This window comes from Streptomyces sp. NPDC048191 (assembly GCF_040652655.1).
In the GTDB taxonomy this organism is placed as follows: Bacteria; Actinomycetota; Actinomycetes; order Streptomycetales; family Streptomycetaceae; genus Streptomyces.
In genome coordinates, this window is the sequence record NZ_JBEZMO010000002.1 from 48,196 (window position 1) to 74,241 (window position 26,046).

A 26,046-nucleotide genomic window follows, 5' to 3' on the forward strand; every position below is an offset into this window, starting at 1 on the left:
GGCCATGGATCTTGGACTGAAGGACCGGGTGTACGTCGTCACCGGGGCGACCCGCGGGCTCGGCAACGCCGCCGCGCGGGAACTCGTCGCCGACGGGGCGAGGGTCGTGATCAGCGGCCGGGACGGGAAGCGGGTGGCCGAGGCCGCCGCCGAACTGGGCCCGAACGCGGTGGGCGTGGCCATGGACAACGCCGACCCCGAGGCGCCGGAGCGGCTGATCGCGGCCGCCCGTGAGCACTTCGGCGCGTTCGACGGCGTGCTGGTGAGCGTGGGCGGTCCGGCGCCGGGGTTCGTCGCGGACAACACCGACGAGCAGTGGCGCGACGCGTTCGAGTCGGTGTTCCTCGGTGCGGTACGGCTCGCGCGGGCGGCGGCGGCCGAGCTGGAGCCGGGCGGGGTCATCGGCTTCGTGCTGTCCGGGTCGGTGCACGAGCCGATTCCGGGGCTGACCATCTCCAACGGACTGCGGCCCGGACTCGCCGGGTTCGCCAAGTCCCTCGCGGACGAGCTGGGGCCGGGCGGGATCCGGGTGCTGGGGCTGCTGCCGGCACGGATCGACACCGATCGCGTGCGGGAGCTGGACGGTCTGTCCGCGGACCCCGAGGCCACCCGGGCCGCGAACGAGTCCCGGATCCCGTTGCGCAGGTACGGGGCGCCGGAGGAGTTCGGGAAGGTCGCGGCGTTCCTGCTGTCTCCGGCCGCGTCCTATCTGAGCGGCGTCATGCTGCCGGTGGACGGGGGCATGCGGCACGGGTTCTGAGGGCCGGCCCCGGACGAGCGCTCAAGTCACCCTTTCCGCACGGTGCCTGACGGTGCTCAGGCGTACCTCCGTCCGCAGCGACGCCAGGCCCGCCGACCGGCGCGCGTCGGCCAGGGCCCGGGTGGTGAACCCGTGCAGCGCCTTCGCCGGGTCCACGCCCGGCTCCAACTGGAGCCAGACCCTTGCCGCCGGTGCCGTACGGCTGCCCCGCAGGAAGACCTCCGCGTGGGCCACGCCCTCCTGCCGCACGGCGTCCTGGGCCAGCGCCGCTTCCAGGGCCCGGCCGCGCAGGAGGGCGGACTCGCCGTCGCCGGTGTCGATCACGAGGTCGGTCAGCCGGCGGCGGCGCAGCACGGTGGTGAGCCACCACAGCGCGAGCAGGACGACGACGGCCAGGGCCGCGAGGACCGTGGCCCACCACCAGTTCGCGCCCCGCCAGTGGGTGCGTTCGGCCTGGGTCAGCAGCACGTCGTGCGGGCCGGTGTGGATCCACCAGGACGGCGGCGGCGCGCCCAGGCCGACGGCCAGCACCGCGCCGCCGAGCACGAGCAGGACCAGGCCGGCGAGGGCCAGCAGGACGCGGTGGAGGACACCCCTGCGCATCGACGTCACCCCTTCCGTCCGGGCCGTGTCACACGGAGGGACAGCGCGGGCGGGCGGGCCAGGCCGAGGCCCTCGATCGCGTCCGTGAGGACGTTCCGCAGGTCGGCGCGTACGTCGTCGAGCTCACGGAAGTGCGAGACGGCGCGGACCTCGACCCGCCTGCGGCGCATCCGCACCCGGACCGAACGGACCCCGGTGACGTCGACGGCCCGGTCGCGCAGCAGGAGCGCCGCCGCCTCGCGCCGGAGCGCGGCGCGCAGGTCGGGGTGCGGGCGCCGCATGGGCAGCAGCCCGCGCAGACCGGGCGTGACCGCGAGGGCGATCAGCCACACGCCGAGCGCGACGGCGACGGCCGCGCCGGTGAGCACCCAGATGTCGTCCAGGGGCCGTTCGGCCAGTTGCCGGGCGAGTGCGCGGCGCCACTGCATCGCGGGGTGGTGGGCGCGCACCGCGGCGATGTCGTACAGCAGCAGGCCGGCGCCGCCCAGCAGCACGACCGCGACCACGGCGGCCGGGACGCGGCGCGGTGACCAGAACCGGCCGCTTCCCTCGGCGGGGGCGGGCGGGGTGGTGCCGGGGTCCTTGCCGAGGGCCGGGGTGGTCGTCGGCGGCTCGCTCATCACGCCCTCCCGTGCGGTGCCGGGTGCAGCCGTTCGACCTGGACGGCGACCTCGGACACCTCCATGCCCGCCAACGCGCTCACCCGCTCGGCCACATGACGGCGCACGGCGGCGCAGTGGGCGCCGATGTCGCCGGGGTAGCCGAGTTCGAGGTGAACGCGCACGCGGGCCGACCCGTGCAGGAGGACGACCGTGGCGTGCGGGGTGGCCGCGTCGGCGGGCAGCGGCCGCACGGCCTCGCGGGCGGCCTGCGCGGCGATCTTCGCCACGACCCGGTCGGCGATCCGGGTGGCGCCGCGCTCGCCCGGTGGTACGAGGGCCGACGGCGGGCGGGCCGCGCCGGTCTCGGCGGTCACCGGGTCACCGCCGTCGGTCGCGCCGGACGTCGCGGGTGCGGAAGAACTCACCCAGTTCCAGGTCGCCCTCCGAGAACCTGCCGACGACGAACCCGACGGCGCCCAGCGCCGCCACCAGCAGGAAGGCACCGAAGCCGCCGAAGTACCCGGCGAAGCCCAGCGCCATCCCGGCGATCATGCCGACCACGGCCATGCTCATGCAGCGCTCCTCAGCTCGTCGGGTGTGCGGTGTCGGGGCTTCGGCGGGTCACTGGATCCGGGGCGGCTCGGGCTCCTCGTCCTCTTCCTCGGGCAGCTTCACATCACTGACCGCGATGTTGACCTCGACGACCTCGAGGCCGGTCATGCGTTCCACCGCGTCGATCACGTTCTCCCGCACGGCGTGGGCGACATCGGCGATCGCGACGCCGTAGTCCACGACGATCTCCAGGTCCAGCGCGGTCTGCACCTCGCCGACCTCGGCCTTCACACCCCGTGTCACCGACTTGGAGCCACCCGGCACCCGGTCGCGCACGGCGCCGAAGGTGCGGGCCAGGCCGCTGCCCATGGCGTGGACGCCGACCACGTCCCGGGCCGCGAGACCCGCGATCTTCTCCACGACGCCGTCGGCGATGGTCGTCCGTCCGCGGGCGGCCGGATCGCCGCCACCGCGCCGTGTGGTCTTGCGGGTCGAAACCTGCGGTTCGAAGTCGCCCTCGGGGGTCGTCGTCATGTCGGTCATCGCCGTACGTCCCTTTCGTCGTCCCCTTGGACCGTCCTCCATCTACCGTATGCATGGTTCCCCGGCAGCGCGCCGGAGATACGGCAGGCTGGAGGAATGACGACGGCGGACGGGTGGACACAGGTCGTACGGCACCAGGTGGGACTCGGCAGGCTGCTGCCGCTCGGCGGGCCACGCGACGGCGTGTGGATCACGGAGGGCGCGGCCCGTGCGGTGCTGGCACGGGCGGCGTCCGACGGGGTTCCGGGACTGCGGCTGGACGCGCTGCGACTCATGCTCGCCGATCCCGACGCGGCACCCGAGCCGGTCGTGCCGGCTCCCCCGAGCGCGCTGCCGCCGGGGCCGCTGCGGCTGACGGCGGACTTCGCGGCGACGGCCGCCGAACCGCTGCCGGAGGTGGCGTCCCGGCTGCGGCTGACGCTGGCGACGGCCGCGGCGGAGCGGCTCGGACTCGTGGTGACGGAGGTCGATCTACGGGTGACCGACCTGCTGGACTCGGAGGAGCCGGTCCCGGAGGTGCGGGTGCCGCGACCGCTGCCCGCGCGGGAGGCCACGGACCCGGACGAGGCGAGGGCCGCCGAGGCCGCGCTGTCCGTGCCCGGCGTGACCGGGCTGACGGGTTCGCTCGGCGGCCTCGGCCGGGCTGTTCACGTGCGGGAGCGCACGGCCGACGCGGCGCTGCCGCACCGGCACGTGCGCGTGGAGCTGACGACCGGCGCCGACCGCCGGGCCGTCGACGTGGCCCGGCAGGTCCGCACGGCCGTGCGGGACGCGCTGGAGGGCCGGCCGACGGTGGCCGTGCTGGTGACGGCGGTCGGCTGACCACGCCAGCGTGCGCCCCGCGTCGGCCGCAGGGTTCACTCGCCCACGCCGGCCAAGTCCCTGAGCCGGCGTGCCTGAGCGGCGCGCTCGGCCGCCCGCTGCTCGTCGTACGTGCGATCCGCCGCACCCCGCAGCAACGCCTTGGTCTCGACGACCGCGTCCCGCGGTGCAGCGAGCAGCGCCGCCGCCAGGTCCCGTACGGTTTCGTCCAGTTGACCGCCGGGCACGGCGACGTTGGCCAGCCCGGACGCGACGGACTCCTCGGCGCCGACGAACCGTCCGGTCGCGCAGATCTCGAGCGCGCGGGCGTACCCGACCAGCCCGACCAGCGGGTGCGTGCCGGTCAGGTCGGGGACGAGACCGAGGCTGGTCTCGCGCATGGCGAACTGCACGTCGTCCGCGACGACCCGCAGGTCGCACGCGAGCGCGAGCTGGAAGCCGGCCCCGATGGCGTGCCCCTGGACCGCGGCGATGGACACGATGTCGTTCCGCCGCCACCAGGTGAACGCCTCCTGGAACTCGGCGATGCTCGCGTCGAGCCCGGCGTCGTCACGGCGCGCGAGCTCGATGAAGTTCGGCTCGCCCGGGATCCCCTCCGGGGTGAACATCTGCCGGTCGAGCCCGGCGGAGAAGGACCTGCCCTCGCCGCGCAGCACGACGACACGGACGGAGCCCGGCAGCAGCCGGCCGGCCTCGGTGAGCGCACGCCACAGGGCGGGGCTCTGCGCGTTGCGCTTGGCCGGGTTGGTCAGCGTCACCGTGGCGAGCGCGTCGTCTACGGTGAGCCGTACGCCGTCCTTGTCGAGTACAGGAGCGAGGTCCTGGGCGGGCGAAGCCATGGGGCGCCTCCGATGGGTGCGGTCATCCGGGCATGCCGTGAGCATGCGTAAGTGACTGCACAGTAACCACCCGGCCGGTCTGGGAGTCCGCCCGGGCCCCTCAAGGGCCCGGGAAGAGGCCGACCGGGTGGCCACCATCGAAGCCGATGGGCCGCCCGGAGTCAGGACGAAGCGGCCTTCTTGCCCCGGGTCGCTCCGCCACGCCCACGAAGCGTGACGCCCGACTCGCTGAGCATCCGGTGTACGAAGCCATACGAGCGGCCGGTCTCCTCGGCCAGCGCCCGGATGCTCGCACCGGAGTCGTACTTCTTCTTCAGGTCTGCCGCGAGCTTGTCGCGCGCGGCGCCGGTCACCCGGCTGCCCTTCTTCAGAGTCTCGGCCACCCGTGCCTCCTCATGGGAAGTGCGCTCTGGTCTCCTCATGATCACCCCTCTTGGGCGTGATGGCCACCCATTCGGCAAGGTCCGTGAGACATCGTTGTGACGACAGGAGGGGATCCCCACAAGCGGAATACGGGATTCCATCGGGTGGTGTCGACGGGGCCGAACGGGTGGATTCGCGAAGTGCCAGGTCAGCGGAGCGAAGCGGCCGAACCCTTGGCACGCAAGGGATCGGCCGCGAAATCCGTGTACGACACACCGCGATACGAGGAGATCTCACACAGATGATGGATCACGGATGAGCCGAATGATCCATACGCAGTTGATCACGCCAGGGCGACGAGGTCCGCGTAGTCGGAGCCCCACAGGTCCTCGACGCCGTCCGGCAGCAGAATGATCCGTTCCGGCTGGAGCGCCTCGACGGCGCCCTCGTCGTGCGTGACGAGGACGACCGCGCCCTTGTAGGTGCGCAGGGCGCCGAGGATCTCCTCGCGGCTCGCGGGATCGAGGTTGTTGGTGGGCTCGTCGAGGAGGAGCACGTTCGCCGAGGAGACGACCAGGGTCGCCAGGGCGAGACGGGTCTTCTCCCCGCCGGAGAGGACACCGGCCGGCTTGTCCACGTCGTCGCCGGAGAACAGGAACGAGCCCAGCACCTTGCGGACCTCGACCAGGTCCATGTCGGGGGCGGCCGAGCGCATGTTCTCCAGGACCGTGCGGTCGGGGTCCAGGGTCTCGTGCTCCTGGGCGTAGTACCCGAGCTTGAGACCGTGACCGGGGACGACCTCACCGGTGTCCGGCTTCTCGACGCCGCCGAGGAGGCGCAACAGGGTGGTCTTGCCGGCGCCGTTGAGACCGAGGATGACGACGCGGGAGCCCTTGTCGATGGCCAGGTCGACGTCGGTGAAGATCTCCAGCGAGCCGTAGGACTTCGACAGGCCCTCGGCCATCAGCGGCGTCTTGCCGCAGGGCGAGGGCTCGGGGAAGCGGAGCTTGGCGACCTTGTCGGACATCCGGACCTCTTCGAGGCCGGAGAGCAGCTTCTCGGCGCGGCGGGCCATGTTCTGCGCGGCGACCGTCTTGGTGGCCTTGGCGCGCATCTTGTCGGCCTGGGCGTTGAGCGCGGCGGCCTTCTTCTCGGCGTTGGCCCGCTCACGCTTGCGGCGCTTCTCGTCGGCCTCGCGCTGCTGCTGGTAGAGCTTCCAGCCCATGTTGTAGACGTCGATCGCGGACCGGTTGGCGTCCAGGTAGAACACCTTGTTGACCACGGTGTCGACGAGGTCGACGTCGTGGGAGATCACGATGAAGCCGCCGCGGTAGGTCTTCAGGTAGTCGCGCAGCCAGATGATCGAGTCCGCGTCGAGGTGGTTGGTCGGCTCGTCCAGCAGCAGGGTGTCCGCGTCGGAGAACAGGATGCGGGCCAGCTCGATACGGCGGCGCTGACCACCGGAGAGGGTGTGCAGCGGCTGGCCGAGGACGCGGTCGGGCAGGTTGAGGGCCGCGGCGATGGTGGCGGCCTCGGCCTCGGCGGCGTACCCGCCCTTGGTGAGGAACTCGGTCTCCTGGCGCTCGTACTGCTTGAGGGCCTTCTCGCGGGTGGCGCCCTTGCCGTTCGCGATCCGCTGCTCGTTCTCGCGCATCTTGCGGATCAGTACGTCGAGCCCGCGCGCGGACAGGATCCGGTCCCGGGCGAGGACGTCGAGGTCGCCGGTGCGGGGGTCCTGCGGGAGGTAGCCGACCTCGCCGGAGCGGGTGATCTGACCGGCGGCCGGGATGCCCTCGCCGGCCAGGCACTTGGTGAGCGTGGTCTTGCCGGCGCCGTTGCGCCCGACGAGGCCGATGCGGTCGCCCTTGGCGACACGGAAAGTGGCGTTCTCGATGAGGATGCGGGCACCGGCGCGCAGCTCGATACCGGAGGCGGAGATCACGGACAGACTCCAGGGCGTACAGGGATTGGCGGGTGGGCGGCTGAGGACGTTCCCGCCGTCTAATGCGCGAGGAGAATGGCCATGGGGAGAAGTCTAACGGGGGTGTGCAAGCGGTTTTTCTACGTCCGCGTGTGCGGTCCGTTCCCCGGAAGATCGTCGCGGCCGGCACGGCGACGCGCGTGGTGGGCGACATGAGGCGGTGCGACACGTTCCGCCGGGGTGTTGTCAGTGGCGGCTGCAAGACTGAACGAACGCCACAGAACCGGCGCTGGAAGGAGTGATCGGCATGGCAGGGCTGGGCGGTGGACGGCCGAGCATCTATCCCTCGCTGTTGTACGCGGACGCGAAGGCGGCGATCAGGCAGCTGACGGAGGCCCTCGGCTTCACCGAGCTGTCGGTGTACGAGACGGAGGACGGCACGGTGATGCACGCCGAGCTGGTCCAGGGCAACGGCGCGGTGATGATCGGTTCCAAGGGCCGCGGCGGCCGCTTCGACGCGGCGATGAAGGACGCCGGGCCCACCGGGGTGTACGTCGTCGTGGACGATGTCGACGCCCACCACCAGCGGGCCCTGGAGCACGGCGTGGAGATCCTGATGCCCCCGACCGACCAGGACTACGGCTCGCGGGACTACATGGCCCGGGACGCCGAGGGCAACATCTGGAGCTTCGGCACGTACGCCCCGGAGATCGGCGGCTGAGCGGCCCCCGCGCCGCTCATCCCCCGGTGTGCACCTGGAAGGCGGCCCGGCGCACGGCCTTGGCCAGGGCCGGGTCGGGATGCGCGGCGGCCAGTGCGACCAGGACCTGCACGGTGCGCGGGTGACCGACGGCGCGGACCTCGTCGAGCAGCTGGGGGACGGTGGGCTGCACCGCGGACTCCAGATGCCGGACCAGCATCGGCGACTCGCCGTGGTCGGCGACCGCGGCGGCGGTGTCCACCCACAGCCAGGTCGCCTCGTCCCGGGTGAGGACCTCGTGGGCGTCCTCCGGGTCGATCCCGTCGTGCTCGGCGAGCCACAGCAGGGCGTACGGCCTGAGCGCGGGCTCGTCCACGACGGCGCGTACGTCGGGCTCGGCGGGCGCGCCGACGACACGCAGCGCCTCGAAGGCCAGGCCGCGCAGCAGGGCGTCCTCGCCGCGCGCGGCGTGGATCAGCTCGGTGACGGCGCCGCCGACGGTGCGGGCGGCGAGCCAGGCGCGGTATTCGGCGCGGGCGGCGTTGGGCCGGAGCTGGGCGCAGCCGCGGAGCATGTCCTCGGCGGACTGCTCGATGTTGCCGGCCGGGCTCTGCGCGGCCACGCAGATCTGCTCCAGCTTGACCCACACCGCCCAGCTGCCCAGCGGGGTGAGGGTGGCGTGGCCGTCGCCGTAGGTCAGCGCTCCGACGGCGGCGAGGGCGCGCAGCGCCCAGACGAGGAGCGGCTCGAGCGAGGTGTCGTCGGCGGGTGCGGGGTCTTCGGGGACGCCGGGCACGAGGCGCACCGGGCCCGGGGAGCCGGCCGCCGGGCCCGCGACGCCGGGCTCGGACGGCCGACGCGCGCCCGGCACGGCCGGCCGCGCGGGCCCGGGCTCGGCGGGCTGCGCGGCACCGGTCTCGTAGGGCACCTCGCAGCGCTCGGTGCGCAGTTCGGTGACCCGCTGCTGCAGGAGGTCGAGCAGCTGCTCGACCGGGACGGGCCCGGCGGACAGCTGGAGGAAGGAGAGCACCTGGGGCATGGCCGAGACGACCTCGGCGACGGCGGCCGGCTCGTGCTCCTCGGGTTCCGGGGAGGCGAGGGACCAGGCGTCGAAGAGGGCGACCCAGCCGCGCAGTACGGCACTGTCGTCGCGGTCCCAGGCGCGCAGCCGCCAGCCGGGGCGCGCGCTGTCGCCGTGCACCTCGACGAGTCCGGCGAGGCGGGCCGTGTCCCAGTCGGCGCGGATCTGAGCGGCACTCAGGCCGAGGTCGACGGCGGCGCGTTCCGCGGTGGCGTCGGAGAGCGTGGCCTTGCCGTCGGCGGTGGCGCCGTCGCTGCCGGGACCGAGAGCGGCGTCGGCCCAGCGGGCCACGCGCACCGGGCCGGCCAGCCCGGCACGGGCCATTCCGGCCAGTTCAGCGGGGGCGGGGGTGCCCTCCGGCGGCCGTGGTGCGGGGCGGCGCGGGCGCCGCTGGTTCACAGCTCTGGGGGCGGCGGCCAGGGGTCGCGGTCGGACGAGTCGAAGCCTGGAGTCGCGCGGGATACGGGACGTCACGGGTGCAGTCTTCCGGTTGACGGTCCGAAAACCCAAACGGAATGTCACGGCGGGCGACGGGGCTGGCCAAGGCACGGGGTTCGGTACGGGGCGAGGACACATGATCAGGCCAGCCGTACGGCCTTAAACGGAATGTGTCGCACCGGGTGGCGGGCCGGAGCGGGGGACGGTCACACCAGCGGGGTCATGAAGCGGCGCAGCCGCTCCTGGTACTGCTCCGGGTCGGCGTTCCACATCGCCGCGTGCGGGGCCCCCCGCACCGGGTGCAGGGCGACCAGATCGCCGCGGCGCTCGGCGAGGCGGCGGGAGAACTCCCAGGGTGCCACGTGGTCGTCGGGGCCGTGGAAGATCAGGGTGGGTACGGTGAGCCGGTCGGGGTCGGTGATCTCGGCGACCCGGTCGGCGTGCAGCCCGGCCCGGCCCTGCGCGGCCCGCACGGCGAGCGGCAGCAGGGGCTGCGGGGTGTGGCGGGCCCGGGCGAGGGCGCGCAGCGTGGCCTCCCAGCTGAGCACCGGGGAGTCGAGGACCAGCCCGGCGATGCGCTCGCGCACCGCGGAGTGCTCGGCGGCGCGCAGGGCCATGGTGGCGCCGGTGGACCAGCCGAGCAGGACGACCCGGCGGGCGCCGTAGCGGACGGCGTAGCGGATCGCGGCGTCCAGGTCGCGCCACTCGGTCTCGCCGAGGTGGTTCAGGCCGTCCGGCGGGCGCGGGGCGCCGAGGTCGCCGCGGTAGGAGAGGGCGAGGACCGGCACCCGGCGGGCGTGCAGGGGGCCCATGAGGTTCATGGCCTGTTCCCGGGTGGTGCCGAGGCCGTGCACGGCGATCACCCAGGTGTTCCGGGCCCCGGGCACGAACCAGGCGGGGAGTTCACCGAGTTCGCCGGGCACGTCGATGTCGGCGTGGTCGAGGCCGAGGGCGGTGGACGGATTGCCGACGTACAGGTTCGGGGTGAGCCACACCGCGTCGCCGGGGGCGAGGGTGCCGTGCGTGACGCGTTCCAGGCGGCGTACGACGCTGTCGGCCGCGTGCCGGGCCGCCTCCAGGACGGGGCCGACGACCGCGTGGGAGCCGTCGCCCGCGAGGCCGTAGGTGCCGGGGCGCAGCGAGGCCAGGTCGCGGGTGAGCGTGATCTGGCCGGCGGCCGTGCCGTGCACGGTGAGGCGGGGTTCGGTGGGCAGGGGGCGGCCGGCGGGCGCCCTCAGCGCGGCGTCGCTGGCGATCCGGCCGGCGGCGACGGATGCCATGGCCATGCCGGCGGCCACGGCCGTGGTGAGGGCGGTCGCTTTGACGGTGCGCACGGGTCCAGTGTCGTGGGGGTTGCCGTCACCGGCCAGTGGAGCTGCGGGGCGGTGAGCGAGGCGGTCGAGGAAGCGCCGGAGCGAAGGGCTGGGCAGCACGGGGTCACCTCCGTTGGCCGTACTCCTTCAAACGTGCCCCGACCTCGGCCAGTTGTGCCTCGCTCAGCAGGGACGCGGTCAGGCCCGGCACGGAGGACGCCGTGAGCCACAGGCGGCACATCCACTCCAGCTGGGCGGTGCGGTCGTAGGCCTGGTCGAGGCTGGCGCCGTGGGTGACCGTGCCGTGGTTCTGCAGGAGGCAGCCGGAGCGGCCGGCCAGGGCGCGGAGCATGTTCTCGGCCAGCTCGTCGGTGCCGTACGTGGCGTAGGGGGCGACACGGACGGGACCGCCGAGGGCGGCGGCCATGTAGTGGACCAGCGGCAGTTCGGGCACGAGCGTGGAGACCGCCGTCGCGTGCACGGCGTGGGTGTGGACGACCGCGCGGGCGTCGGTGGTGCGGTAGACGGCGAGGTGCATGGGCAGCTCGCTGGTCGGCACCAGCGTGCCGAGCACCTGGCGTCCGGTGAGGTCGACGCCGGTGAGGTCGTCCGGGGTGAGCCGGTCGTACGGCACGCCCGACGGGGTGACCAGCACGAGGTCGCCGACGCGCGCCGAGACGTTGCCCGAGGTGCCGACGACCAGCCCGTCGGCCACGGTCCGCCGCGCCGTCGCGACCAGTTCCGTCCAGATCCGTTCCAGTTCCGCGTCCCGCCGCTGTTCAGCCATGCCGCGATCCTGCCAGCCGTGCCCACGGGGAGGGGGGCGGGCGGTCGCCGTCGGCCGAAAGTGCGTACCCCCGAACGAGCGGAAGTCGGGGTGATCGCGGCAAATGTGCGCCGGTTCGGTGATCGCCGGACCTTCAATGGTCCCTCTTGCCCGCCGGGCGCTCCCGCGTCCGCCCACCAGGGGAGACACATGGCCCGTGAACGCACTCTTCGCCGCCGTCGCGCCGGTGTCCTCGCGACGGCCACCGCGGCGCTCGCCCTGGCGTGCACCGCGACCGTGGCGGCCGGGCCTCCGGCACTGGCCTCGGGCCTGCCCCGGGGGCACGACGTGTCCTCCCACCAGAAGCGCGTCGACTGGCAGGCCGCCCGGTCCAGGGGCGCACGGTTCGTCTACGTCAAGGCGACCGAGTCCACGAACTACCGCAACCCCTACTTCTCCCAGCAGTACGGCGGCGCGCGGAAGGCTGGCCTGATCCGGGGCGCGTACCACTTCGCCCGGCCGGACAAGTCCTCCGGCGCCCGGCAGGCCGCGTACCTGGTGCGGCACGGCGGCGCCTGGCGGGCGGACGGCTGGACGCTGCCGCCCGCGCTCGACATCGAATACAACCCCTACAGCAAGAAGCACAAGTGCTACGGACTGGGCAGGAAGCGGATGGTCCGCTGGATCCGGTCGTTCAGCGACGAGATCAAGCGGGAGACCGGCCGCCGCCCGGTGATCTACACGACGGCCCAGTGGTGGAAGCTGTGCACCGGCAACAGCCGCGCGTTCTCGAAGAGTCACGCCCTGTGGATCGCCCGGCACAGTGCGCGGCCGGGGACGCTGCCGGGCGGCTGGCGGTACTGGACCTTCTGGCAGTACGGCACCAAGGGCCGCTTCCCGGGTGACCAGAATCTCTTCGACGGGTCCGTGAGCCGGCTGAGGGTCTTCGCGCGGGGCCGGTAGCCAAGGGGCGCCTGGGGTGGCGGAGCGAAGCGGAACCCCACCCCCTCCCTAATGACACCCCGAGGTCCGACTCAGTTCATCTTCCGTTCACCCAGGTTGCCTACGTTCGACCAGCCAATGACGCTCGAACGATTGCCTGGGTAAATGGAAAGCTTCTCGCTGATCCTCGCGATAGTGGTCGTAACCGCTCTCGCGTTCGATTTCACGAACGGTTTCCACGACACCGCCAACGCGATGGCCACCACCATCTCCACCGGCGCCCTGAAGCCCAAGATCGCGGTGGCCATGTCCGCCGGCCTCAATCTGGTGGGCGCGTTCCTCTCCGTCGAGGTCGCGAACACGATCTCCAAGGGTCTCGTCGACGAGACCGGCATCCGTCCCGAGGTCATCTTCGCCGCCCTGGTCGGCGCGATCCTCTGGAACCTGCTGACCTGGCTGGTGGGCCTGCCGTCCAGTTCCTCGCACGCCCTGATGGGCGGCCTGATCGGCGCCGCCGTCGCCTCCGCCGGTTTCGGCGCCGTGCACGGTGACGTACTGGTCACCAAGGTCATCCTCCCGGCGATCGCCGCGCCGGTGGTGGCGGGCCTCGCCTCGCTGCTGGCCACCCGGTTCTCCTACGGCATCGGCGGCAAGGCCGAGGGCGAGGCCACCCGCAAGGGCTACCGCGCCGGCCAGATCGCCTCCGCCGGCCTGGTCTCCCTCGCCCACGGCACCAACGACGCCCAGAAGACGATGGGCGTCATCACCCTCGCGCTGATCGCGGGCGGCGCCATCGCGCCGGGCTCGAACCCTCCCACCTGGGTGATCCTCTCCGCCGGCCTGGCCATCGCGCTCGGCACCTACATCGGCGGCTGGCGCATCATCCGCACCATGGGCAAGGGCCTGACCGAGCTGGAGCCGCGCCAGGGCTTCGCCGCCCAGACCAGCGCCGCGACCGCCATCCTCGCCTCCTCCCACCTGGGCTTCTCCCTGTCCACCACGCACGTCGTCTCCGGCTCGGTGATGGGCGCCGGCGTCGGCCGCAAGGGCGGGGTGGTCCGCTGGTCCACCGCGACCCGGATGGCCGTCGCCTGGGTGCTCACCCTCCCGGCCGCCGCGCTGGTCGGCGCGGGCGCCGAGTCCGTCACGGAACTCGGGGACTGGGGCACCGCCGTGGTCGCCGTCTTCCTCGTCGCCGCGAGCGCCACGATCTGGAAGATCTCCCGCCGTGAGGTCGTCGACCACACCAACGTCGTCGACGGCCCCGCGGAGCCGGCCGGCGTGGTCACCACCGCCATCGCCGCGGTGACCCCGCCCCCCGCCGGTCCGATCACGGAGGACCTGACGGCCACGATCGCCTCCCCGGCCGTCCCCGAATCCGCGCCCGAGGCCGTCCCGCCGGCCGCCACCGTCTGACCCCGGCCACCTCCGGTTCCCAAGGAAGCATCCCCATGAAGATCGACTGGTCGGCCATCGGCTCCGTCTTCGGCGTCAGCCTCGTGTTCACCGTGGCCCTGGTGACCCTGTTCACCCTGGGCGTCAACGGACTGGCCCGGCGCGAGAAGGCGGCGGCCCAGGGCAACTCCGCGGCACTCGCCGTGACCGGCGCCTACGTCTGCTTCGCCGCGTGCGCGGCGGCGGTGGCGTACGGCATCTACCTGATCGTCGCCAAGGCCTGACGGAGCACCGGACAGCAGGCACCGCGAAGGCTCCCCTCCACGCGTGACGGAGGGGAGCCTTCAGGCGTGCCCTGACGTCACGGACGTCCCCCACGATGTGGGGATCGGCACACTCTCCCCCCGCAGGTCAACGGCAAGTTGACGGCCGTTCCGGGTGCATGGTGGACTGCCCAGGCCATGTACGGCGACAGGAGAGGAAGCCGGTGTGAATCCGGCGCGGTCCCGCCACTGTCACCGGGGAAGAACCCCCGGGAGCCAGGAACTCTCACCGCCGAATCTCGTCGAACCAGGGCGCGGACACCCTGAGTGAGGACACCGATCGCCATGCCCGGCTGCCGAAGGACCCCTACCAGGCCCGCTGCTGTACTCACGGCCGGCTGAGCCGATGGGTGCCGCTCGCACTTATGCGTACGGCGCCGCCGCCGGCCTTCTCGGCGACCTGCTCCTCGGCGATCCCCGCCGCGGGCATCCGGTCGCCGCGTTCGGGCGTGCGGCCGCCGCCGTGGACCGCGCGTTGTGGCGCGACCACCGCGGCTGGGGCGCCCTGCACACGGTGGTGTGCGCCGGTGGCGCCGTCGCACTCGGCACCCTGGCCGCGCGCGCCGTACGCCCCTCCCCCACCGCCTCCGCCGCGCTGACCGCCGCCGCCACCTGGGCGGTCGTCGGCGGTACGTCGCTCGCCCGCGAGGCGCGTGCGGTCGGGCGTGCGCTGCAGGCCGGGGACGTCGCGGCGGCGCGGGCGCGGCTGCCGCATCTGTGCGGCCGGGACCCGCAGGCCCTGGACGCGGACGGGATCGCCCGGGCCGTGGTCGAGTCGGTCGCCGAGAACACCTCCGACGCCGTCGTGGGCGCGCTGGTGTGGGGCGCGGTGGCCGGGGTGCCGGGGCTGGTCGGCTTCCGCGCGGTCAACACCCTGGACGCGATGGTGGGTCACAAATCGCCCCGCTACGTGCGCTACGGCTGGGCCTCCGCCCGGCTCGACGACGTGGCCGGCTGGCCGGGGGCCCGGCTGACCGCCGTGCTCGCCGCGGCTGCCGGACCCGACCCGCGCGGTGCCCTGCGTGCCTGGCGGGCCGACGCCCGCAGGCACCCGAGCCCCAACGCGGGCCCCGTCGAAGCGTCGTTCGCGGGGGCGCTGGGGGTGCGGCTGGGCGGCACGCTGTCGTACGGCGGCCGGGTCGAGCACCGCCCCGTGCTCAACGGGGAGGCGGGCCGCGCCGTTCAGGTCACCGACATCGCCCGGGCCGTACGGCTCTCCCGCCGCGTCGGCCTGCTCGCGCTCGGCGTCACCCTCGCCGCGCGCCGACTCGTGAAGGGACGTGGGAAGTGAGCGGGGGTCTCCTCGTCGCCGGCACCACCTCCGACGCCGGCAAGAGCGTCGTGACGGCCGGGATCTGCCGGTGGCTGGTGCGCCAGGGCGTGAAGGTCGCGCCGTTCAAGGCGCAGAACATGTCGCTCAATTCGTTCGTGACCCGCGAAGGCGCGGAGATCGGGCGGGCGCAGGCCATGCAGGCCCAGGCCTGCCGGATCGAGCCGACCGCGCTGATGAACCCGGTGCTGCTCAAGCCGGGCGGCGAGCAGAGCAGTCAGGTGGTGCTGCTGGGCAGGCCGGTGGGCGAGCTGAGCGCGCGCGGGTACCACGGGGGACGGCAGCAGAAGCTCCTCGGCACGGTGCTGGACTGTCTGGCCGAGTTGCGGGGCACGTATGACGCGGTGATCTGTGAGGGGGCCGGCTCGCCCGCGGAGATCAATCTGCGGCGGACCGACATCGTGAACATGGGGATCGCGCGCCGTGCGCGGCTGCCCGTGCTGGTGGTCGGGGACATCGACCGCGGCGGCGTCTTCGCCTCCTTCTTCGGCACCGTCGCCCTGCTCTCGCCCGAGGACCAGGAACTGGTCGCCGGGTTCCTGGTGAACAAGTTCCGCGGCGATGTCAGCCTGCTGGAGCCCGGGTTGGACATGCTCCAGGGCCTGACCGGCCGGCCCACCTACGGCGTGCTGCCCTTCCGGCACGGGCTCGGCATCGACGAGGAGGACGGGATGGGGGTCCCCCCGCGCGAGCGAAGCCGAGCGTGGGAGAGGGACTCGCTGCGCGGCACGGTCCGCGAGTCGACCGTGAGTCCGCCGGCCGGCGAGGACGTGCTGCGGGTCGCCGTGTGCGCGATCCCCCTGATGTCCAACTTCACGGACGTGGACGCGCTGGCCGCCGAACCGGGGGTCGTGGTGCGGTTCGTGGACCGGCCGGAGGAACTGGCGGACGCGGACCTGGTGGTGGTTCCGGGGACACGCGGGACCGTACGGGCGCTGCGGTGGCTGCGCGAGCGCGGGCTCGCGGACGCCCTCGTGCGCAGGGCCGCCGAAGGACGCCCGGTCCTCGGCATCTGCGGTGGCTTCCAGATCCTCGGCGAGCGCATCGAGGACGAGGTCGAGTCCCGTGCCGGTACGGTCCCCGGGCTCGGTGTGCTGCCGGTGCGGGTGCGCTTCGCCCGCGAGAAGACCCTGACCCGGCCGTCCGGCGAGGCCCTCGGCGAACGGGTCGAGGGGTACGAGATCCACCACGGGGTCGCCGAAGTGACCGGTGGCGAGCCCTTCCTGGACGGCTGCCGGGTCGGGGGGACCTGGGGCACGCACTGGCACGGCTCACTGGAGTCGGACGGTTTCCGGCGGGCCTTCCTGCGCGAGGTGGCCGCCGCCGCGGGCCGCCGCTTCGTGCCCGCGCCGGACACCTCCTTCGCCGCGCTGCGCGAGGAGCAGCTCGACCGGCTCGGCGACCTGATCGAACAGCACGCGGACACGGACGCGCTGTGGCGGCTCATCGAGTCGGGCGCGCCGCAAGGACTGCCTTTCATCCCACCGGGAGCACCTGCATGAGCACAGTGTTGTTGTTGTCGACCGCCGACACGGATCTGCTGGCGGCCCGGGCCTGCGGAGCGGACTACCGCATCGGCAACCCGACCCGGGTGGACGTCGCGGGGGAACTCCCGGGGCTGCTCGACGGGACCGACCTCGCCGTCGTACGGCTGCTGGGCGGCAAGCGCGCCTGGGAGGAGGGACTGGCCGCGCTGAAGGCGGCCGGCGTCCCGACCGTGCTGCTGGGCGGCGAGGCCGTCCCCGACGCCGAGCTGATGGCGGAGTCGTCGGTGCCGGCCGGTGTGGTCGCGGAGGCGCTGAGGTACCTGGTCGAGGGCGGGCCCGCGAACCTGCTGGAGCTGTCCCGGTTCCTGTCGGACACCGTGCTGCTGACGGGTGAGGGCTTCGAGGAGCCGCGGAAGATGCCGGAGTACGGCGTCCACGGCGACCGTCCTCTCGTCGACGGCCGTCCGACCGTGGGCGTGCTGTTCTACCGGGCGCACGAGCTGAGCGGCAACACCGCCTTCGTGGACACCCTGTGCGAGGCGATCGAGGCGAAGGGCGCCAACGCCCTGCCCGTGTACTGCGGCTCGCTGCGCGGCGCGGACGCCGGGCTGTACGAGCTGCTGGGGAGGGCCGACGCGCTGGTCGCCACCGTGCTGGCGGCCGGCGGTACGCACGCCTCCCAGGCCTCGGCGGGCGGTGACGAGGAGTCCTGGGACATCGGCGCGCTCGCCGACCTCGACGTCCCGGTCCTGCAGGGGCTCTGCCTCACCTCCTCGCAGGCCGCCTGGCAGGAGTCGGACGCCGCCCTGTCCCCCATGGACGCGGCGATGCAGGTCGCGATCCCGGAGTTCGACGGCCGGCTGGTCACCGTGCCGTTCTCCTTCAAGGAACAGGGCCCGGACGAGGTGCCGGTGTACGTCGCCGACCCGGAGCGGGCCGCGCGGGTGGCCGGGATCGCCCTGCGCCACGCGCGGTTGAAGCACAAGCCGAACGCGGAGAAGAGGATCGCGCTGGTCTTCACCGCGTACCCGACCAAGCACTCCCGGGTCGGCAACGCGGTCGGCCTGGACACGCCCGCGTCGGCGGTGCGCGTGCTGGACGCCCTCAAGGCGGCCGGTTACGGCGTCAGCGAACACCCCTCCGGTGGCGACGAGTTGATCCACCGTCTGATCGAGGCCGGCGGCCACGACGTCGAGTGGCTCACCGAGGACCAGCTGGCCGCCGCGCCCGCGCGGGTGCCGCTGGCCGACTACCGCGCCTGGTTCGAGAAGCTCGACCCGGAGCTGCGGGACGCGATGACCGAGGCGTGGGGCGAACCGCCGGGCAGCCTGTATGTCGACGGCGAGGACATCGTGCTCGCCTCCCTTCAGTTCGGGAACGTCGTCGTGATGATCCAGCCGCCGCGCGGCTTCGGCGAGAACCCGATCGCGATCTACCACGACCCCGACATGCCGCCGTCGCACCACTACATGGCGGCGTACAGATGGCTGGAGGCCGCGGCGTCGGAGGGGGGTTTCGGCGCGGACGCGATCGTGCACATGGGCAAGCACGGCACGATGGAGTGGCTGCCGGGCAAGGGGCTGGGACTGAGCGCCGGCTGCGCCCCGGACGCCGTCCTCGGCGACCTGCCGCTGATCTACCCGTTCATCGTCAACGACCCCGGTGAGGGCACCCAGGCCAAGCGGCGCGGGCACGCCACGGTGGTCGACCACCTCGTACCGCCCATGGCGCGTGCCGACACCTACGGCGACCTGGCCAAGCTGGAGCAGCTGCTCGACGAGTACGCGCTCGTCTCCGATCTGGACCCGGCGAAGGCCCCGGCCGTCCGGGCCCAGATCTGGACGCTGGTCAAGGCGGCCGAGCTGCATCACGACCTGCATGTGGACGAGCAGCCGGACGACCAGGAGTTCGACGAGTTCGTCATGCACATCGACGGCTATCTGTGCGAGATCAAGGACGTGCAGATCCGCGACGGCCTGCACATCCTGGGCGGCGGCCCGGTCGGCGAACCCCGCGTGAACCTCGTGCTCGCCGTGCTGCGTGCCTCGCAGGTGTGGGGCGGGCAGGCGAACGCGCTGCCGGGCCTGCGGGCCGCGCTGGCCGCGCACTTCGGGCTGGTCGAGAAGGAGCTGCTGGCGGAGCCGGGCGCGCCGGTGAAGGTGCCGGTGGAGCTGACGGACCTGGTGGAGGGGCCGTCCCGGACGGCCGCCGACGCGATCGATCTGCTGGAGCAGCTGTGCCGGCGGATCGCGGAGGGCATGGAGGCCCGCGACTGGGCGGTCGCCGAGAGCGCGCCGCTCGTCCGCGAGGTGCTCGGTACCGAACTCCCGGACGCGGTCGCCGTGGTGGAGTTCGCCTGCACCGAGGTGGTGCCGCGGCTGGCGCGTACGACCGACGAGATCGGCCACATCCTCAAGGCGCTGGATGGCGGTTACGTCCCGGCGGGCCCTTCGGGCTCCCCGACCCGCGGCCTGGTCAACGTCCTGCCGACCGGCCGGAACTTCTACTCGGTCGACCCCAAGGCCATTCCCTCCCGGCTGAGCTGGGAGGTCGGCCAGTCGCTCGCCGACTCGCTGGTGCAGCGGTACCTCCAGGACACCGGCTCGTACCCGAAGTCCGTCGGCCTCACCGTCTGGGGTACGTCGGCCATGCGCACCCAGGGCGACGACATCGCCGAGATCCTCGCGCTGCTGGGCTGCCGTCCGGTCTGGGACGACGCCTCGCGCCGGGTGACGGGCTTCGAGGTGATCCCCCTGGCCGAGCTGGGCCGGCCGCGCATCGACGTCACGGTCCGTATCTCCGGCTTCTTCCGGGACGCGTTCCCACACGTCGTCGGGCTGATCGACGACGCGGTGCGGGCGGTGGCCGAGCTGGACGAGCCGGCCGGGTCCAACTTCGTGCGGGCGCACGTGGAGGAGGACACCGCACAGCACGGTGACCGGCGGCGCGCCACGGCCCGTGTCTTCGGCTCGAAGCCGGGCGCGTACGGCGCGGGCCTGCTGCCGCTGATCGACGCCCGCAACTGGCGCTCCGACGCGGACCTCGCCGAGGTGTACGCGGTGTGGGGCGGTTACGCGTACGGCCGCGGGCTCGACGGGCGGGCGGCGCGCGGCGACATGGAGACGGCGTTCAAGCGGATCGCGGTGGCGGCGAAGAACGTCGACACCCGCGAGCACGACCTGGTCGACGCGGACGACTACTTCCAGTACCACGGCGGCATGGTCGCGATGGTCCGGCACCTGACCGGCACCAACCCCGAGGCATACGTTGGCGATTCCGCCGTACCGGACCAGGTGAGGACGCGCACGCTCGGCGAGGAGACCCACCGCGTCTTCCGGGCCCGGGTCGTCAACCCGCGCTGGATGGCGGCGATGCGCCGGCACGGTTACAAGGGCGCCTTCGAGATGGCGGCGACCGTGGACTACCTCTTCGGCTACGACGCCACCGCGGGCGTGGTCGACGACTGGATGTACGAGAAGCTCAGCGCGGAGTACGTCTTCGACCCGGAGAACCGGGACTTCATGAAGAAGTCCAACCCGTGGGCGTTGCGCGGCATCACCGAACGCCTGCTGGAGGCGGCGGACCGCGGGCTGTGGGCGGAGCCGGACGCGGACACGCTGGAGCGGCTGCGCGCCACCTACCTGGAGCTGGAAGGCGACTTGGAGGGCGACCAGTGACAACTCCCTTCCCTTTCACGGCCGTTGTCGGCCAGGACGACCTGCGGCTCGCGCTGCTGCTGAACGCCGTGTCCCCGGCGGTCGGCGGTGTGCTGGTGCGCGGCGAGAAGGGCACCGCCAAGTCGACGGCCGTGCGGGCGCTTTCGGCGCTGCTGCCGGAGGTGGCCGTGGTGCCCGGCTGCCGCTTCTCGTGTGACCCGGCGGCACCGGACCCGTCGTGCCCCGACGGTCCGCACGAGCCGGGGCCGGGAGCGCGGCGTCCCGCGCGGATGGTCGAGCTGCCGGTCGGCGCCTCCGAGGACCGGCTGGTCGGCGCCCTGGACATCGAGCGGGCGCTCGCCGAGGGCGTGAAGGCGTTCGAGCCGGGCCTGCTGGCCGAGGCGCACCGCGGGATCCTGTACGTGGACGAGGTCAACCTGCTCCACGACCACCTGGTCGACCTGCTGCTGGACGCCGCCGCGATGGGCGCGTCGTACGTCGAGCGGGAGGGTGTCTCCGTACGGCATGCCTCGAAGTTCCTGCTCGTCGGCACCATGAACCCCGAGGAGGGCGAGCTGCGGCCGCAGTTGCTGGACCGGTTCGGGCTGACCGTGGAGGTCGCGGCCTCGCGTGAGCCGGACCAGCGGGTGGAGGTCGTACGGCGCAGGCTGGCGTACGACGACGATCCGGCCGGCTTCGCCGCGCGCTGGGCCGGCGAGGAGGCCGCCGTACGGCAGCGGATCGTGGCGGCGCGCGCGTTGCTGCCCTCGGTACGGCTGGGCGACGGCGCGCTGCGGCAGATCGCGGCGACCTGTGCGGCCTTCGAGGTGGACGGCATGCGGGCGGACATCGTGATGGCGCGTACGGCGACGGCTCTGGCCGCGTGGGCCGGGCGCACGGACGTGCTCGCCGAGGACGTGCGGCAGGCCGCGCTGCTCGCTCTGCCGCACCGGCGCCGGCGGAACCCGTTCGACGCGCCGGGCCTGGACGAGGACAAGCTCGACGAGACGCTGGAGCAGTTCTCCGGCGAGAGCGAGAGCGAGAGCGAGGACGACGACGATCCCGGTCCGGACGGGCCGGGAGGTGGTGGCGGACGGCCGGCGCCCGACGACGGCCCCCAGGGCGGCGGGGACACCGCCGCGCGGCCGGAGGCCGGGGAGGGCGGGGAGCCGCAGGCGTCCGGCGGGCGGGAACAGTCGCCCGTACGGGCCGCCGAGCCGTTCCGGACCAAGGTGCTGAGCGTGCCCGGGATCGGGGAGGGTGCCGCCGGGCGGCGCTCGCGGGCGCGTACCGAGCACGGGCGGACGACCGGGGCACGGCGGCCCCGGGGGGCGCTGAGCAAGCTGCACCTGGCCGCCACCGTGCAGGCCGCCGCCCCGCACCAGCGGGTGCGCGGCCGGTCCGGGCCGGGTCTGGTGATCCGGCGGGACGATCTGCGGCAGGCGACGCGGGAGGGCCGCGAGGGCAACCTCGTTCTCTTCGTCGTGGACGCCTCGGGTTCGATGGCGGCCCGGCAGCGGATGAGCGCCGTGAAGGGCGCCGTGCTGTCCCTGCTGCTGGACGCCTACCAGCGGCGGGACAAGGTGGGTCTGGTGACGTTCCGCGGGTCCGCCGCCGAGGTGGCGCTGCCGCCGACCTCGTCCGTGGATGCCGCCGCCGCGCGGCTGGAGTCGCTGCCGACCGGGGGTCGTACGCCGCTGGCTGCCGGGCTGCTCAAGGCGCACGAGGTGCTGCGCGTGGAGTGGCTGCGGGACCCGGCGCGGCGGGCGCTGGTCGTGCTGGTGACGGACGGGCGGGCCACCGGTGGTCCGGAACCGGTGGCGCTCGCGGGGCGTGCGGCGCGGCTGTTCGCCGCCGAGGGCGTCGCCTCCGTGGTCGTGGACTGCGAGTCGGGGCCGGTGCGGCTGGGGCTGGCCGGGCAGCTCGCCGGTGAGCTGGGTGGCACGGCGGTGACGCTCGACGAGTTGCGGGCGGACGCGATCGCCGCACTGGTGAAGGACGTACGGAGGAGGGCCGCGTAATGCCGCAGGGACAGCCGAGTGTCGTACCGGAGGACGGCCTGACCACCCGTCAGCGCCGCAACCGGCCGCTCGTCGTCGTGCACACGGGCGTCGGCAAGGGCAAGTCCACCGCCGCGTTCGGGCTCGCGCTGCGCGCCTGGAACCAGGGGTGGCCGATCGGGGTGTTCCAGTTCGTCAAGTCGGCGAAGTGGAAGGTCGGCGAGGAGCGGGCGCTGCGGGTCCTGGGCGACAGCGGCGAGGGCGGCTCGGTCGCCTGGCACAAGATGGGCGAGGGCTGGTCGTGGGTGCAGCGCGATCAGCAGATGGACAACGAGGACAAGGCCCGGGAGGGCTGGGAGCAGGTCAAGCGGGACCTGGCCGCGGAGACGTACCGGCTGTACGTGCTGGACGAGTTCGCCTACCCGATGCACTGGGGGTGGGTGGACACCGACGAGGTCGTGGACGTGCTGCGGAACCGGCCCGGCACCCAGCACGTGGTGATCACCGGGCGCAACGCGCCGGAGAAGCTGGTGGACTTCGCGGATCTCGTCACCGACATGTCCAAGGTCAAGCACCCCATGGACGTGGGGCAGAAGGGCCAGAAGGGCATCGAGTGGTGACGTCGTCGGTGCCTCGTCTGGTCGTCGCCGCGCCGTCCTCGGGCAGCGGCAAGACCACCGTGGCCACGGGGCTGATGGCCGCGTTCGCCGCGCGGGGGCTCGCCGTGTCCCCGCACAAGGTCGGACCGGACTACATCGACCCCGGCTACCACGCGCTCGCGACCGGTCGGGCGGGGCGGAACCTGGACGCGTACCTGTGCGGGCCGGAGCTGGTCGCTCCGCTGTTCCTGCACGGGGCGCGGGGGTGCGACCTGGCCGTCGTGGAGGGCGTGATGGGGCTGTACGACGGTGCGGCGGGCGAGGGGGAACTGGCCTCCACCGCGCACGTCGCCAAGCTGTTGCGGGCGCCGGTGGTGCTCGTCGTCGACGCGTCGTCGCAGTCGCGGTCGGTGGCGGCGCTGGTGCACGGGTTCGCTTCCTGGGATCCGGAGGTGCGGGTCGGGGGCGTGATCCTGAACAAGGTGGGGTCCGATCGGCACGAGGAGCTGCTGCGGGACGCCTTGGACTCGGCGGGGGTGCCGGTGCTGGGTGCCCTGCGGCGCACTCAGCAGGTGGATACGCCGTCGCGGCACCTCGGGCTGGTGCCCGTCGCCGAACGGCGCTCCGGCGCGACGGACGCGGTGGCGGCGATGGCCGCGCAGGTCTCCGCCGGTTGCGACCTGGCCGCCCTGGAGGCGCTGGCACGTTCCGCCGGCCCACTGCCAGAAGGCTCCGCCCCCTGGACCCTCGCCCCGCCCACAGACCACCCGGCTCTCCCGGCCGAGGGGCGCAGGCCGGTGGTCGCGGTGGCCGGTGGGTCCGCGTTCACCTTCTCCTACGCCGAGCACACCGAGCTGCTCACCGCGGCCGGTGCCGAAGTCGTCACCTTCGACCCGCTGCGGGATGAGCAACTGCCCGAAGGGACCGCCGGGTTGGTCATCGGCGGCGGTTTCCCCGAGGTGTACGCCGCCGAGCTGTCGGCCAACGAGCCGCTGCGCAAGGCCGTCACCGAGCTGGCCCTCGGCGGGGCCCCCGTCGCCGCCGAGTGCGCCGGGCTGCTCTACCTGTGCCGGGAGCTGGACGGGCAGCCCATGTGCGGGGTGCTGGACGCCACCGCGCGGATGACGGAGCGGCTCACCCTCGGGTACCGGGACGCCGTGGCCGTCGGTGACAGTGTGCTGGCCGTCGCCGGGACGCGGATGCGGGGGCACGAGTTCCATCGCACCGCCGTCGAGCCCGGCGCCGGGCCGGCTCCCGCGTGGGGTGTGCGGACACCCGTACGGCGGGTCGAGGGTTTTGTACAGCAGGGCGTGCACGCGAGTTATCTGCACACGCACTGGGCATCGCGGCCCGGTGTCGCCCGTCGGTTCGTCGAGAGGTGCCGGACGTCATGAGCAGCAGGCTGGTCGGGGTCGGGGTGGGGCCCGGTGATCCGGAGCTGGTGACCGTCAAGGGGGTCAACGCACTGCGGGCCGCCGATGTCGTCGTCGTACCGGTCATGGACTCCGGGGAACGGGGGCGGGCCGAGGCGACCGTATTGCACTACGTACCCGAGGACAAGATCGTCCGGGTGGTGTTCGCGCTGAACGAGCGGACCGACCGGGCCCGCCGGGAGGCCGCCTGGGACGCCGCCGGTGAGCGGGTCGCCGGGCTGCTGCGGCGGCACGGCTGTATCGCCTTCGCCACCATCGGCGACCCCAACGTGTACTCGACGTTCACCTACCTCGCGCAGACGATCGTCGAGCTGGTGCCGGGCGTCGTCGTCCGCACCGTGCCCGGGATCACCGCCATGCAGGACCTGGCGGCGCGCTCCGGTGCCGTGCTGACCGAGGGCACCGAGCCGCTGACGCTGGTGCCGGTGACGGCCGGGTCCGCCGTGCTGAAGGAGGCGCTGGCCGGGCCCGGGACCGTCGTCGCGTACAAGTTCGGGCGGCAGGCCGCCGAGGTGGCCGAGGCGCTGCGGGAGACCGGCCGGCTGACGGACGCCGTGTGGGGCTCGGCGCTGGGCCTGCCGGAGGAGTCGGTACGGCCGGCCGGTGAGCTGGACGGGGCACCGCTGCCGTATCTGTCGACGCTGATCGCGCCCCCGCGGCGGGACGGCGGACGGGGCGGGAAGCTGTGAGGCGCACGGCACCGACGGCCGGGGCGGCCGGTGGAGACACCGGTCTTCGGCCACCGGTGCCCTCAGCCGCCGGAGAGGCCGACCACCAGCCAGATGAAGGCCACGCCCGCCACCGTGCACAGCAGGGTGGAGTGCGCGGGGTGCTCGTGGTGGGCCTCGGGCAGGATCTCGGCGGCGGCGAGATAGAGCAGCACGCCGCCGAAGAGGCCCAGGTAGCCGCCGAGCAACGCTTCGGGGATGTGGAAGAACGCCGTCGACAGCGCGCCCAGCACGGGGGCGCAGGCGTCGGCCACCAGCATCGCGATCGCACGCCGGCGGGCGTTGCCGTACAGGCTCGTGATGGTGAAGGTGTTGAAGCCGTCGGCGAAGTCGTGCGCGATCACGGCCAGCGCGACGGCCGTGCCCATGCCGCCGCCCACCTGGAAGGCCGCGCCGATCGCCACACCGTCCATCGCGCTGTGGCCCACCATCGCGCCGGCCGCCGTCAGACCCACCTCGGGCGCCCGGTGGTGGTTGTGCCCCTCGGCGCCGCCGTGCGCGGCCTGGCGGGCGGCGAGGGTGCGTTCCACCAGGTGGGCCAGCAGAAAGCCGGCCACGAACAGCAGCAAGGCGGCCGGGACGCCGAAGATCTCCCGGTGGGCCGCGTGCAGCGCCTCCGGCAGCAGGTCCAGGCCGACCACGCCCAGCATCAGGCCGCCGGCCAGTCCCAGGACGAGATGGCGACGGTCGGTCACCCGCTGTGCCGTCCAGCCGCCGGCCAGCGTCATCAGGAACGCGCCGAGCGCGACGAAGACCGCCATAGGCACTTGCTATCCGATGGAGGGCCCTTCGCGCACATCCGGCGCCGCCCACACTCTCCCAGAACCTGACATTTCACCGATTCCGACTT

At 73.4% G+C, this 26,046-nt stretch carries 25 protein-coding genes and 1 riboswitch; of the genes, 13 read left to right on the top strand and 12 right to left on the bottom strand.

Features of this window, described 5'->3' with window-relative positions; translation table 11 throughout:
- Positions 1-4 precede the first annotated feature (4 nt).
- Positions 5-760 (top strand): SDR family oxidoreductase, encoded by a 756-nt coding sequence (locus AB0D93_RS03205; protein WP_362112052.1) that lies wholly within the window; start codon positions 5-7, stop codon positions 758-760.
- Between the two features lie 21 nt (positions 761-781).
- Here AB0D93_RS03205 and amaP read toward each other — a convergent pair whose 3' ends face one another.
- Genes amaP through AB0D93_RS03230 form a run of 5 tightly spaced genes read right to left on the bottom strand, consistent with a single transcriptional unit; the run spans position 782 to position 3,060 of the window.
- Positions 782-1,363, bottom strand: coding sequence for an alkaline shock response membrane anchor protein AmaP (gene amaP / locus AB0D93_RS03210; protein ID WP_362112055.1), 582 nt, complete (start codon positions 1,361-1,363; stop codon positions 782-784).
- Positions 1,364-1,368: 5 nt separating this feature from the next.
- Entirely contained in the window at positions 1,369-1,983 is a 615-nt protein-coding gene (locus AB0D93_RS03215) for a DUF6286 domain-containing protein (RefSeq protein WP_362112058.1), read from the bottom strand.
- Complete coding sequence (locus AB0D93_RS03220; RefSeq protein ID WP_362112061.1) at positions 1,983-2,339, bottom strand: hypothetical protein; 357 nt, start codon at positions 2,337-2,339, stop codon at positions 1,983-1,985. The genes AB0D93_RS03215 and AB0D93_RS03220 overlap by 1 nt, the downstream gene beginning before the upstream one ends.
- 4 nt (positions 2,340-2,343) lie before the next feature.
- A complete protein-coding gene (locus AB0D93_RS03225) occupies positions 2,344-2,538 on the bottom strand; it encodes a hypothetical protein (protein ID WP_362112064.1) in 195 nt (64 codons plus the stop codon).
- A gap of 48 nt (positions 2,539-2,586) precedes the next feature.
- Complete coding sequence (locus AB0D93_RS03230) at positions 2,587-3,060, bottom strand: Asp23/Gls24 family envelope stress response protein (protein WP_362112068.1); 474 nt, start codon at positions 3,058-3,060, stop codon at positions 2,587-2,589.
- A 96-nt stretch (positions 3,061-3,156) separates the two neighbouring features.
- Here AB0D93_RS03230 and AB0D93_RS03235 point away from each other — a divergent pair, with 96 nt between their 5' ends.
- Positions 3,157-3,882: a nucleopolyhedrovirus P10 family protein gene (locus AB0D93_RS03235; protein ID WP_362112071.1), complete on the top strand. Its 726-nt coding sequence runs from the start codon at positions 3,157-3,159 to the stop codon at positions 3,880-3,882.
- Positions 3,883-3,917: 35 nt separating this feature from the next.
- Here AB0D93_RS03235 and AB0D93_RS03240 read toward each other — a convergent pair whose 3' ends face one another.
- From AB0D93_RS03240 to AB0D93_RS03250, 3 genes are all read right to left on the bottom strand, one after another.
- Positions 3,918-4,721, bottom strand: a complete 804-nt coding sequence (locus AB0D93_RS03240) for an enoyl-CoA hydratase/isomerase family protein (RefSeq protein WP_362112074.1) — start codon at positions 4,719-4,721, stop codon at positions 3,918-3,920.
- A 161-nt stretch (positions 4,722-4,882) separates the two neighbouring features.
- The gene (locus tag AB0D93_RS03245; RefSeq protein WP_004002281.1) at positions 4,883-5,104 is read right to left on the bottom strand and encodes a helix-turn-helix domain-containing protein; all 222 of its coding nucleotides are present in this window, start codon (positions 5,102-5,104) and stop codon (positions 4,883-4,885) included.
- A gap of 323 nt (positions 5,105-5,427) precedes the next feature.
- Positions 5,428-7,026 carry an ABC-F family ATP-binding cassette domain-containing protein gene (locus tag AB0D93_RS03250; protein WP_362112077.1) on the bottom strand — a complete coding sequence of 533 codons (1,599 nt, stop codon included), beginning with the start codon at positions 7,024-7,026 and terminating at the stop codon, positions 5,428-5,430.
- 286 nt (positions 7,027-7,312) lie between these two features.
- Between AB0D93_RS03250 and AB0D93_RS03255 the strand changes: the two genes are divergently transcribed.
- Positions 7,313-7,726: a VOC family protein gene (locus tag AB0D93_RS03255; RefSeq protein ID WP_362112080.1), complete on the top strand. Its 414-nt coding sequence runs from the start codon at positions 7,313-7,315 to the stop codon at positions 7,724-7,726.
- Between the two features lie 16 nt (positions 7,727-7,742).
- Here AB0D93_RS03255 and AB0D93_RS03260 read toward each other — a convergent pair whose 3' ends face one another.
- The 3 genes from AB0D93_RS03260 to AB0D93_RS03270 form a co-directional block, all read right to left on the bottom strand.
- On the bottom strand, positions 7,743-9,110 hold the full coding sequence (locus AB0D93_RS03260; RefSeq protein WP_362112083.1) for a hypothetical protein: 1,368 nt from the start codon (positions 9,108-9,110) through the stop codon (positions 7,743-7,745).
- 320 nt (positions 9,111-9,430) lie between these two features.
- Positions 9,431-10,558, bottom strand: coding sequence for an alpha/beta fold hydrolase (locus AB0D93_RS03265; RefSeq protein WP_362112086.1), 1,128 nt, complete (start codon positions 10,556-10,558; stop codon positions 9,431-9,433).
- 103 nt (positions 10,559-10,661) lie between these two features.
- Positions 10,662-11,324 carry a class II aldolase/adducin family protein gene (locus AB0D93_RS03270; RefSeq protein WP_362112089.1) on the bottom strand — a complete coding sequence of 221 codons (663 nt, stop codon included), beginning with the start codon at positions 11,322-11,324 and terminating at the stop codon, positions 10,662-10,664.
- Positions 11,325-11,513: 189 nt separating this feature from the next.
- Between AB0D93_RS03270 and AB0D93_RS03275 the strand changes: the two genes are divergently transcribed.
- From AB0D93_RS03275 to cobI, 10 genes are all read left to right on the top strand, one after another.
- On the top strand, positions 11,514-12,266 hold the full coding sequence (locus AB0D93_RS03275; RefSeq protein WP_362112092.1) for a lysozyme: 753 nt from the start codon (positions 11,514-11,516) through the stop codon (positions 12,264-12,266).
- Between the two features lie 144 nt (positions 12,267-12,410).
- Positions 12,411-13,661 (top strand): inorganic phosphate transporter, encoded by a 1,251-nt coding sequence (locus AB0D93_RS03280; protein WP_362112095.1) that lies wholly within the window; start codon positions 12,411-12,413, stop codon positions 13,659-13,661.
- Between the two features lie 35 nt (positions 13,662-13,696).
- Entirely contained in the window at positions 13,697-13,924 is a 228-nt protein-coding gene (locus tag AB0D93_RS03285; protein ID WP_362112098.1) for a hypothetical protein, read from the top strand.
- Between the two features lie 145 nt (positions 13,925-14,069).
- Positions 14,070-14,212: riboswitch (cobalamin riboswitch) on the top strand.
- Positions 14,213-14,309: 97 nt separating this feature from the next.
- Entirely contained in the window at positions 14,310-15,254 is a 945-nt protein-coding gene (locus AB0D93_RS03290; RefSeq protein WP_362112101.1) for a cobalamin biosynthesis protein, read from the top strand.
- Positions 15,251-16,795, top strand: coding sequence for a cobyric acid synthase (locus AB0D93_RS03295; protein ID WP_362112104.1), 1,545 nt, complete (start codon positions 15,251-15,253; stop codon positions 16,793-16,795). The genes AB0D93_RS03290 and AB0D93_RS03295 overlap by 4 nt, the downstream gene beginning before the upstream one ends.
- Positions 16,792-20,457 carry a cobaltochelatase subunit CobN gene (gene cobN, locus AB0D93_RS03300; protein ID WP_362112107.1) on the top strand — a complete coding sequence of 1,222 codons (3,666 nt, stop codon included), beginning with the start codon at positions 16,792-16,794 and terminating at the stop codon, positions 20,455-20,457. The genes AB0D93_RS03295 and cobN overlap by 4 nt, the downstream gene beginning before the upstream one ends.
- Complete coding sequence (locus AB0D93_RS03305) at positions 20,454-22,457, top strand: putative cobaltochelatase (RefSeq protein ID WP_362112110.1); 2,004 nt, start codon at positions 20,454-20,456, stop codon at positions 22,455-22,457. The genes cobN and AB0D93_RS03305 overlap by 4 nt, the downstream gene beginning before the upstream one ends.
- Positions 22,457-23,056 (top strand): cob(I)yrinic acid a,c-diamide adenosyltransferase, encoded by a 600-nt coding sequence (gene cobO, locus AB0D93_RS03310; RefSeq protein WP_362112113.1) that lies wholly within the window; start codon positions 22,457-22,459, stop codon positions 23,054-23,056. The genes AB0D93_RS03305 and cobO overlap by 1 nt, the downstream gene beginning before the upstream one ends.
- Positions 23,053-24,429, top strand: a complete 1,377-nt coding sequence (locus AB0D93_RS03315) for a cobyrinate a,c-diamide synthase (RefSeq protein ID WP_362112116.1) — start codon at positions 23,053-23,055, stop codon at positions 24,427-24,429. The genes cobO and AB0D93_RS03315 overlap by 4 nt, the downstream gene beginning before the upstream one ends.
- Positions 24,426-25,157, top strand: a complete 732-nt coding sequence (gene cobI / locus AB0D93_RS03320; RefSeq protein WP_362112119.1) for a precorrin-2 C(20)-methyltransferase — start codon at positions 24,426-24,428, stop codon at positions 25,155-25,157. Before AB0D93_RS03315 ends, cobI begins: the two co-directional genes overlap by 4 nt.
- A 62-nt stretch (positions 25,158-25,219) precedes the next feature.
- On the opposite strand, the gene AB0D93_RS03325 is transcribed toward cobI, so the two are convergent.
- The gene (locus AB0D93_RS03325) at positions 25,220-25,957 is read right to left on the bottom strand and encodes a ZIP family metal transporter (protein WP_362112122.1); all 738 of its coding nucleotides are present in this window, start codon (positions 25,955-25,957) and stop codon (positions 25,220-25,222) included.
- Between the last annotated feature and the right edge of the window lie 89 nt (positions 25,958-26,046).

Excerpts from the sequence above, each read along its gene's own strand:
- AB0D93_RS03225 (WP_362112064.1), bottom strand. The coding sequence starts at position 2,538 with ATGAGCATGGCCGTGGTCGGCATGATCGCCGGGATGGCGCTGGGCTTC.
- AB0D93_RS03215 (WP_362112058.1), bottom strand. The coding sequence starts at position 1,983 with ATGAGCGAGCCGCCGACGACCACCCCGGCCCTCGGCAAGGACCCCGGC.
- AB0D93_RS03275 (WP_362112092.1), top strand. The coding sequence starts at position 11,514 with ATGGCCCGTGAACGCACTCTTCGCCGCCGTCGCGCCGGTGTCCTCGCG.
- AB0D93_RS03285 (WP_362112098.1), top strand. The coding sequence starts at position 13,697 with ATGAAGATCGACTGGTCGGCCATCGGCTCCGTCTTCGGCGTCAGCCTC.
- cobN (WP_362112107.1), top strand. The coding sequence starts at position 16,792 with ATGAGCACAGTGTTGTTGTTGTCGACCGCCGACACGGATCTGCTGGCG.
- AB0D93_RS03280 (WP_362112095.1), top strand. The coding sequence starts at position 12,411 with ATGGAAAGCTTCTCGCTGATCCTCGCGATAGTGGTCGTAACCGCTCTC.
- AB0D93_RS03230 (WP_362112068.1), bottom strand. The coding sequence starts at position 3,060 with ATGACCGACATGACGACGACCCCCGAGGGCGACTTCGAACCGCAGGTT.
- amaP (WP_362112055.1), bottom strand. The coding sequence starts at position 1,363 with ATGCGCAGGGGTGTCCTCCACCGCGTCCTGCTGGCCCTCGCCGGCCTG.
- AB0D93_RS03235 (WP_362112071.1), top strand. The coding sequence starts at position 3,157 with ATGACGACGGCGGACGGGTGGACACAGGTCGTACGGCACCAGGTGGGA.
- AB0D93_RS03270 (WP_362112089.1), bottom strand. The coding sequence starts at position 11,324 with ATGGCTGAACAGCGGCGGGACGCGGAACTGGAACGGATCTGGACGGAA.
- AB0D93_RS03240 (WP_362112074.1), bottom strand. The coding sequence starts at position 4,721 with ATGGCTTCGCCCGCCCAGGACCTCGCTCCTGTACTCGACAAGGACGGC.
- AB0D93_RS03255 (WP_362112080.1), top strand. The coding sequence starts at position 7,313 with ATGGCAGGGCTGGGCGGTGGACGGCCGAGCATCTATCCCTCGCTGTTG.
- AB0D93_RS03260 (WP_362112083.1), bottom strand. The coding sequence starts at position 9,110 with ATGGCCCGTGCCGGGCTGGCCGGCCCGGTGCGCGTGGCCCGCTGGGCC.
- AB0D93_RS03205 (WP_362112052.1), top strand. The coding sequence starts at position 5 with ATGGATCTTGGACTGAAGGACCGGGTGTACGTCGTCACCGGGGCGACC.
- AB0D93_RS03325 (WP_362112122.1), bottom strand. The coding sequence starts at position 25,957 with ATGGCGGTCTTCGTCGCGCTCGGCGCGTTCCTGATGACGCTGGCCGGC.
- cobI (WP_362112119.1), top strand. The coding sequence starts at position 24,426 with ATGAGCAGCAGGCTGGTCGGGGTCGGGGTGGGGCCCGGTGATCCGGAG.
- cobO (WP_362112113.1), top strand. The coding sequence starts at position 22,457 with ATGCCGCAGGGACAGCCGAGTGTCGTACCGGAGGACGGCCTGACCACC.
- AB0D93_RS03290 (WP_362112101.1), top strand. The coding sequence starts at position 14,310 with ATGGGTGCCGCTCGCACTTATGCGTACGGCGCCGCCGCCGGCCTTCTC.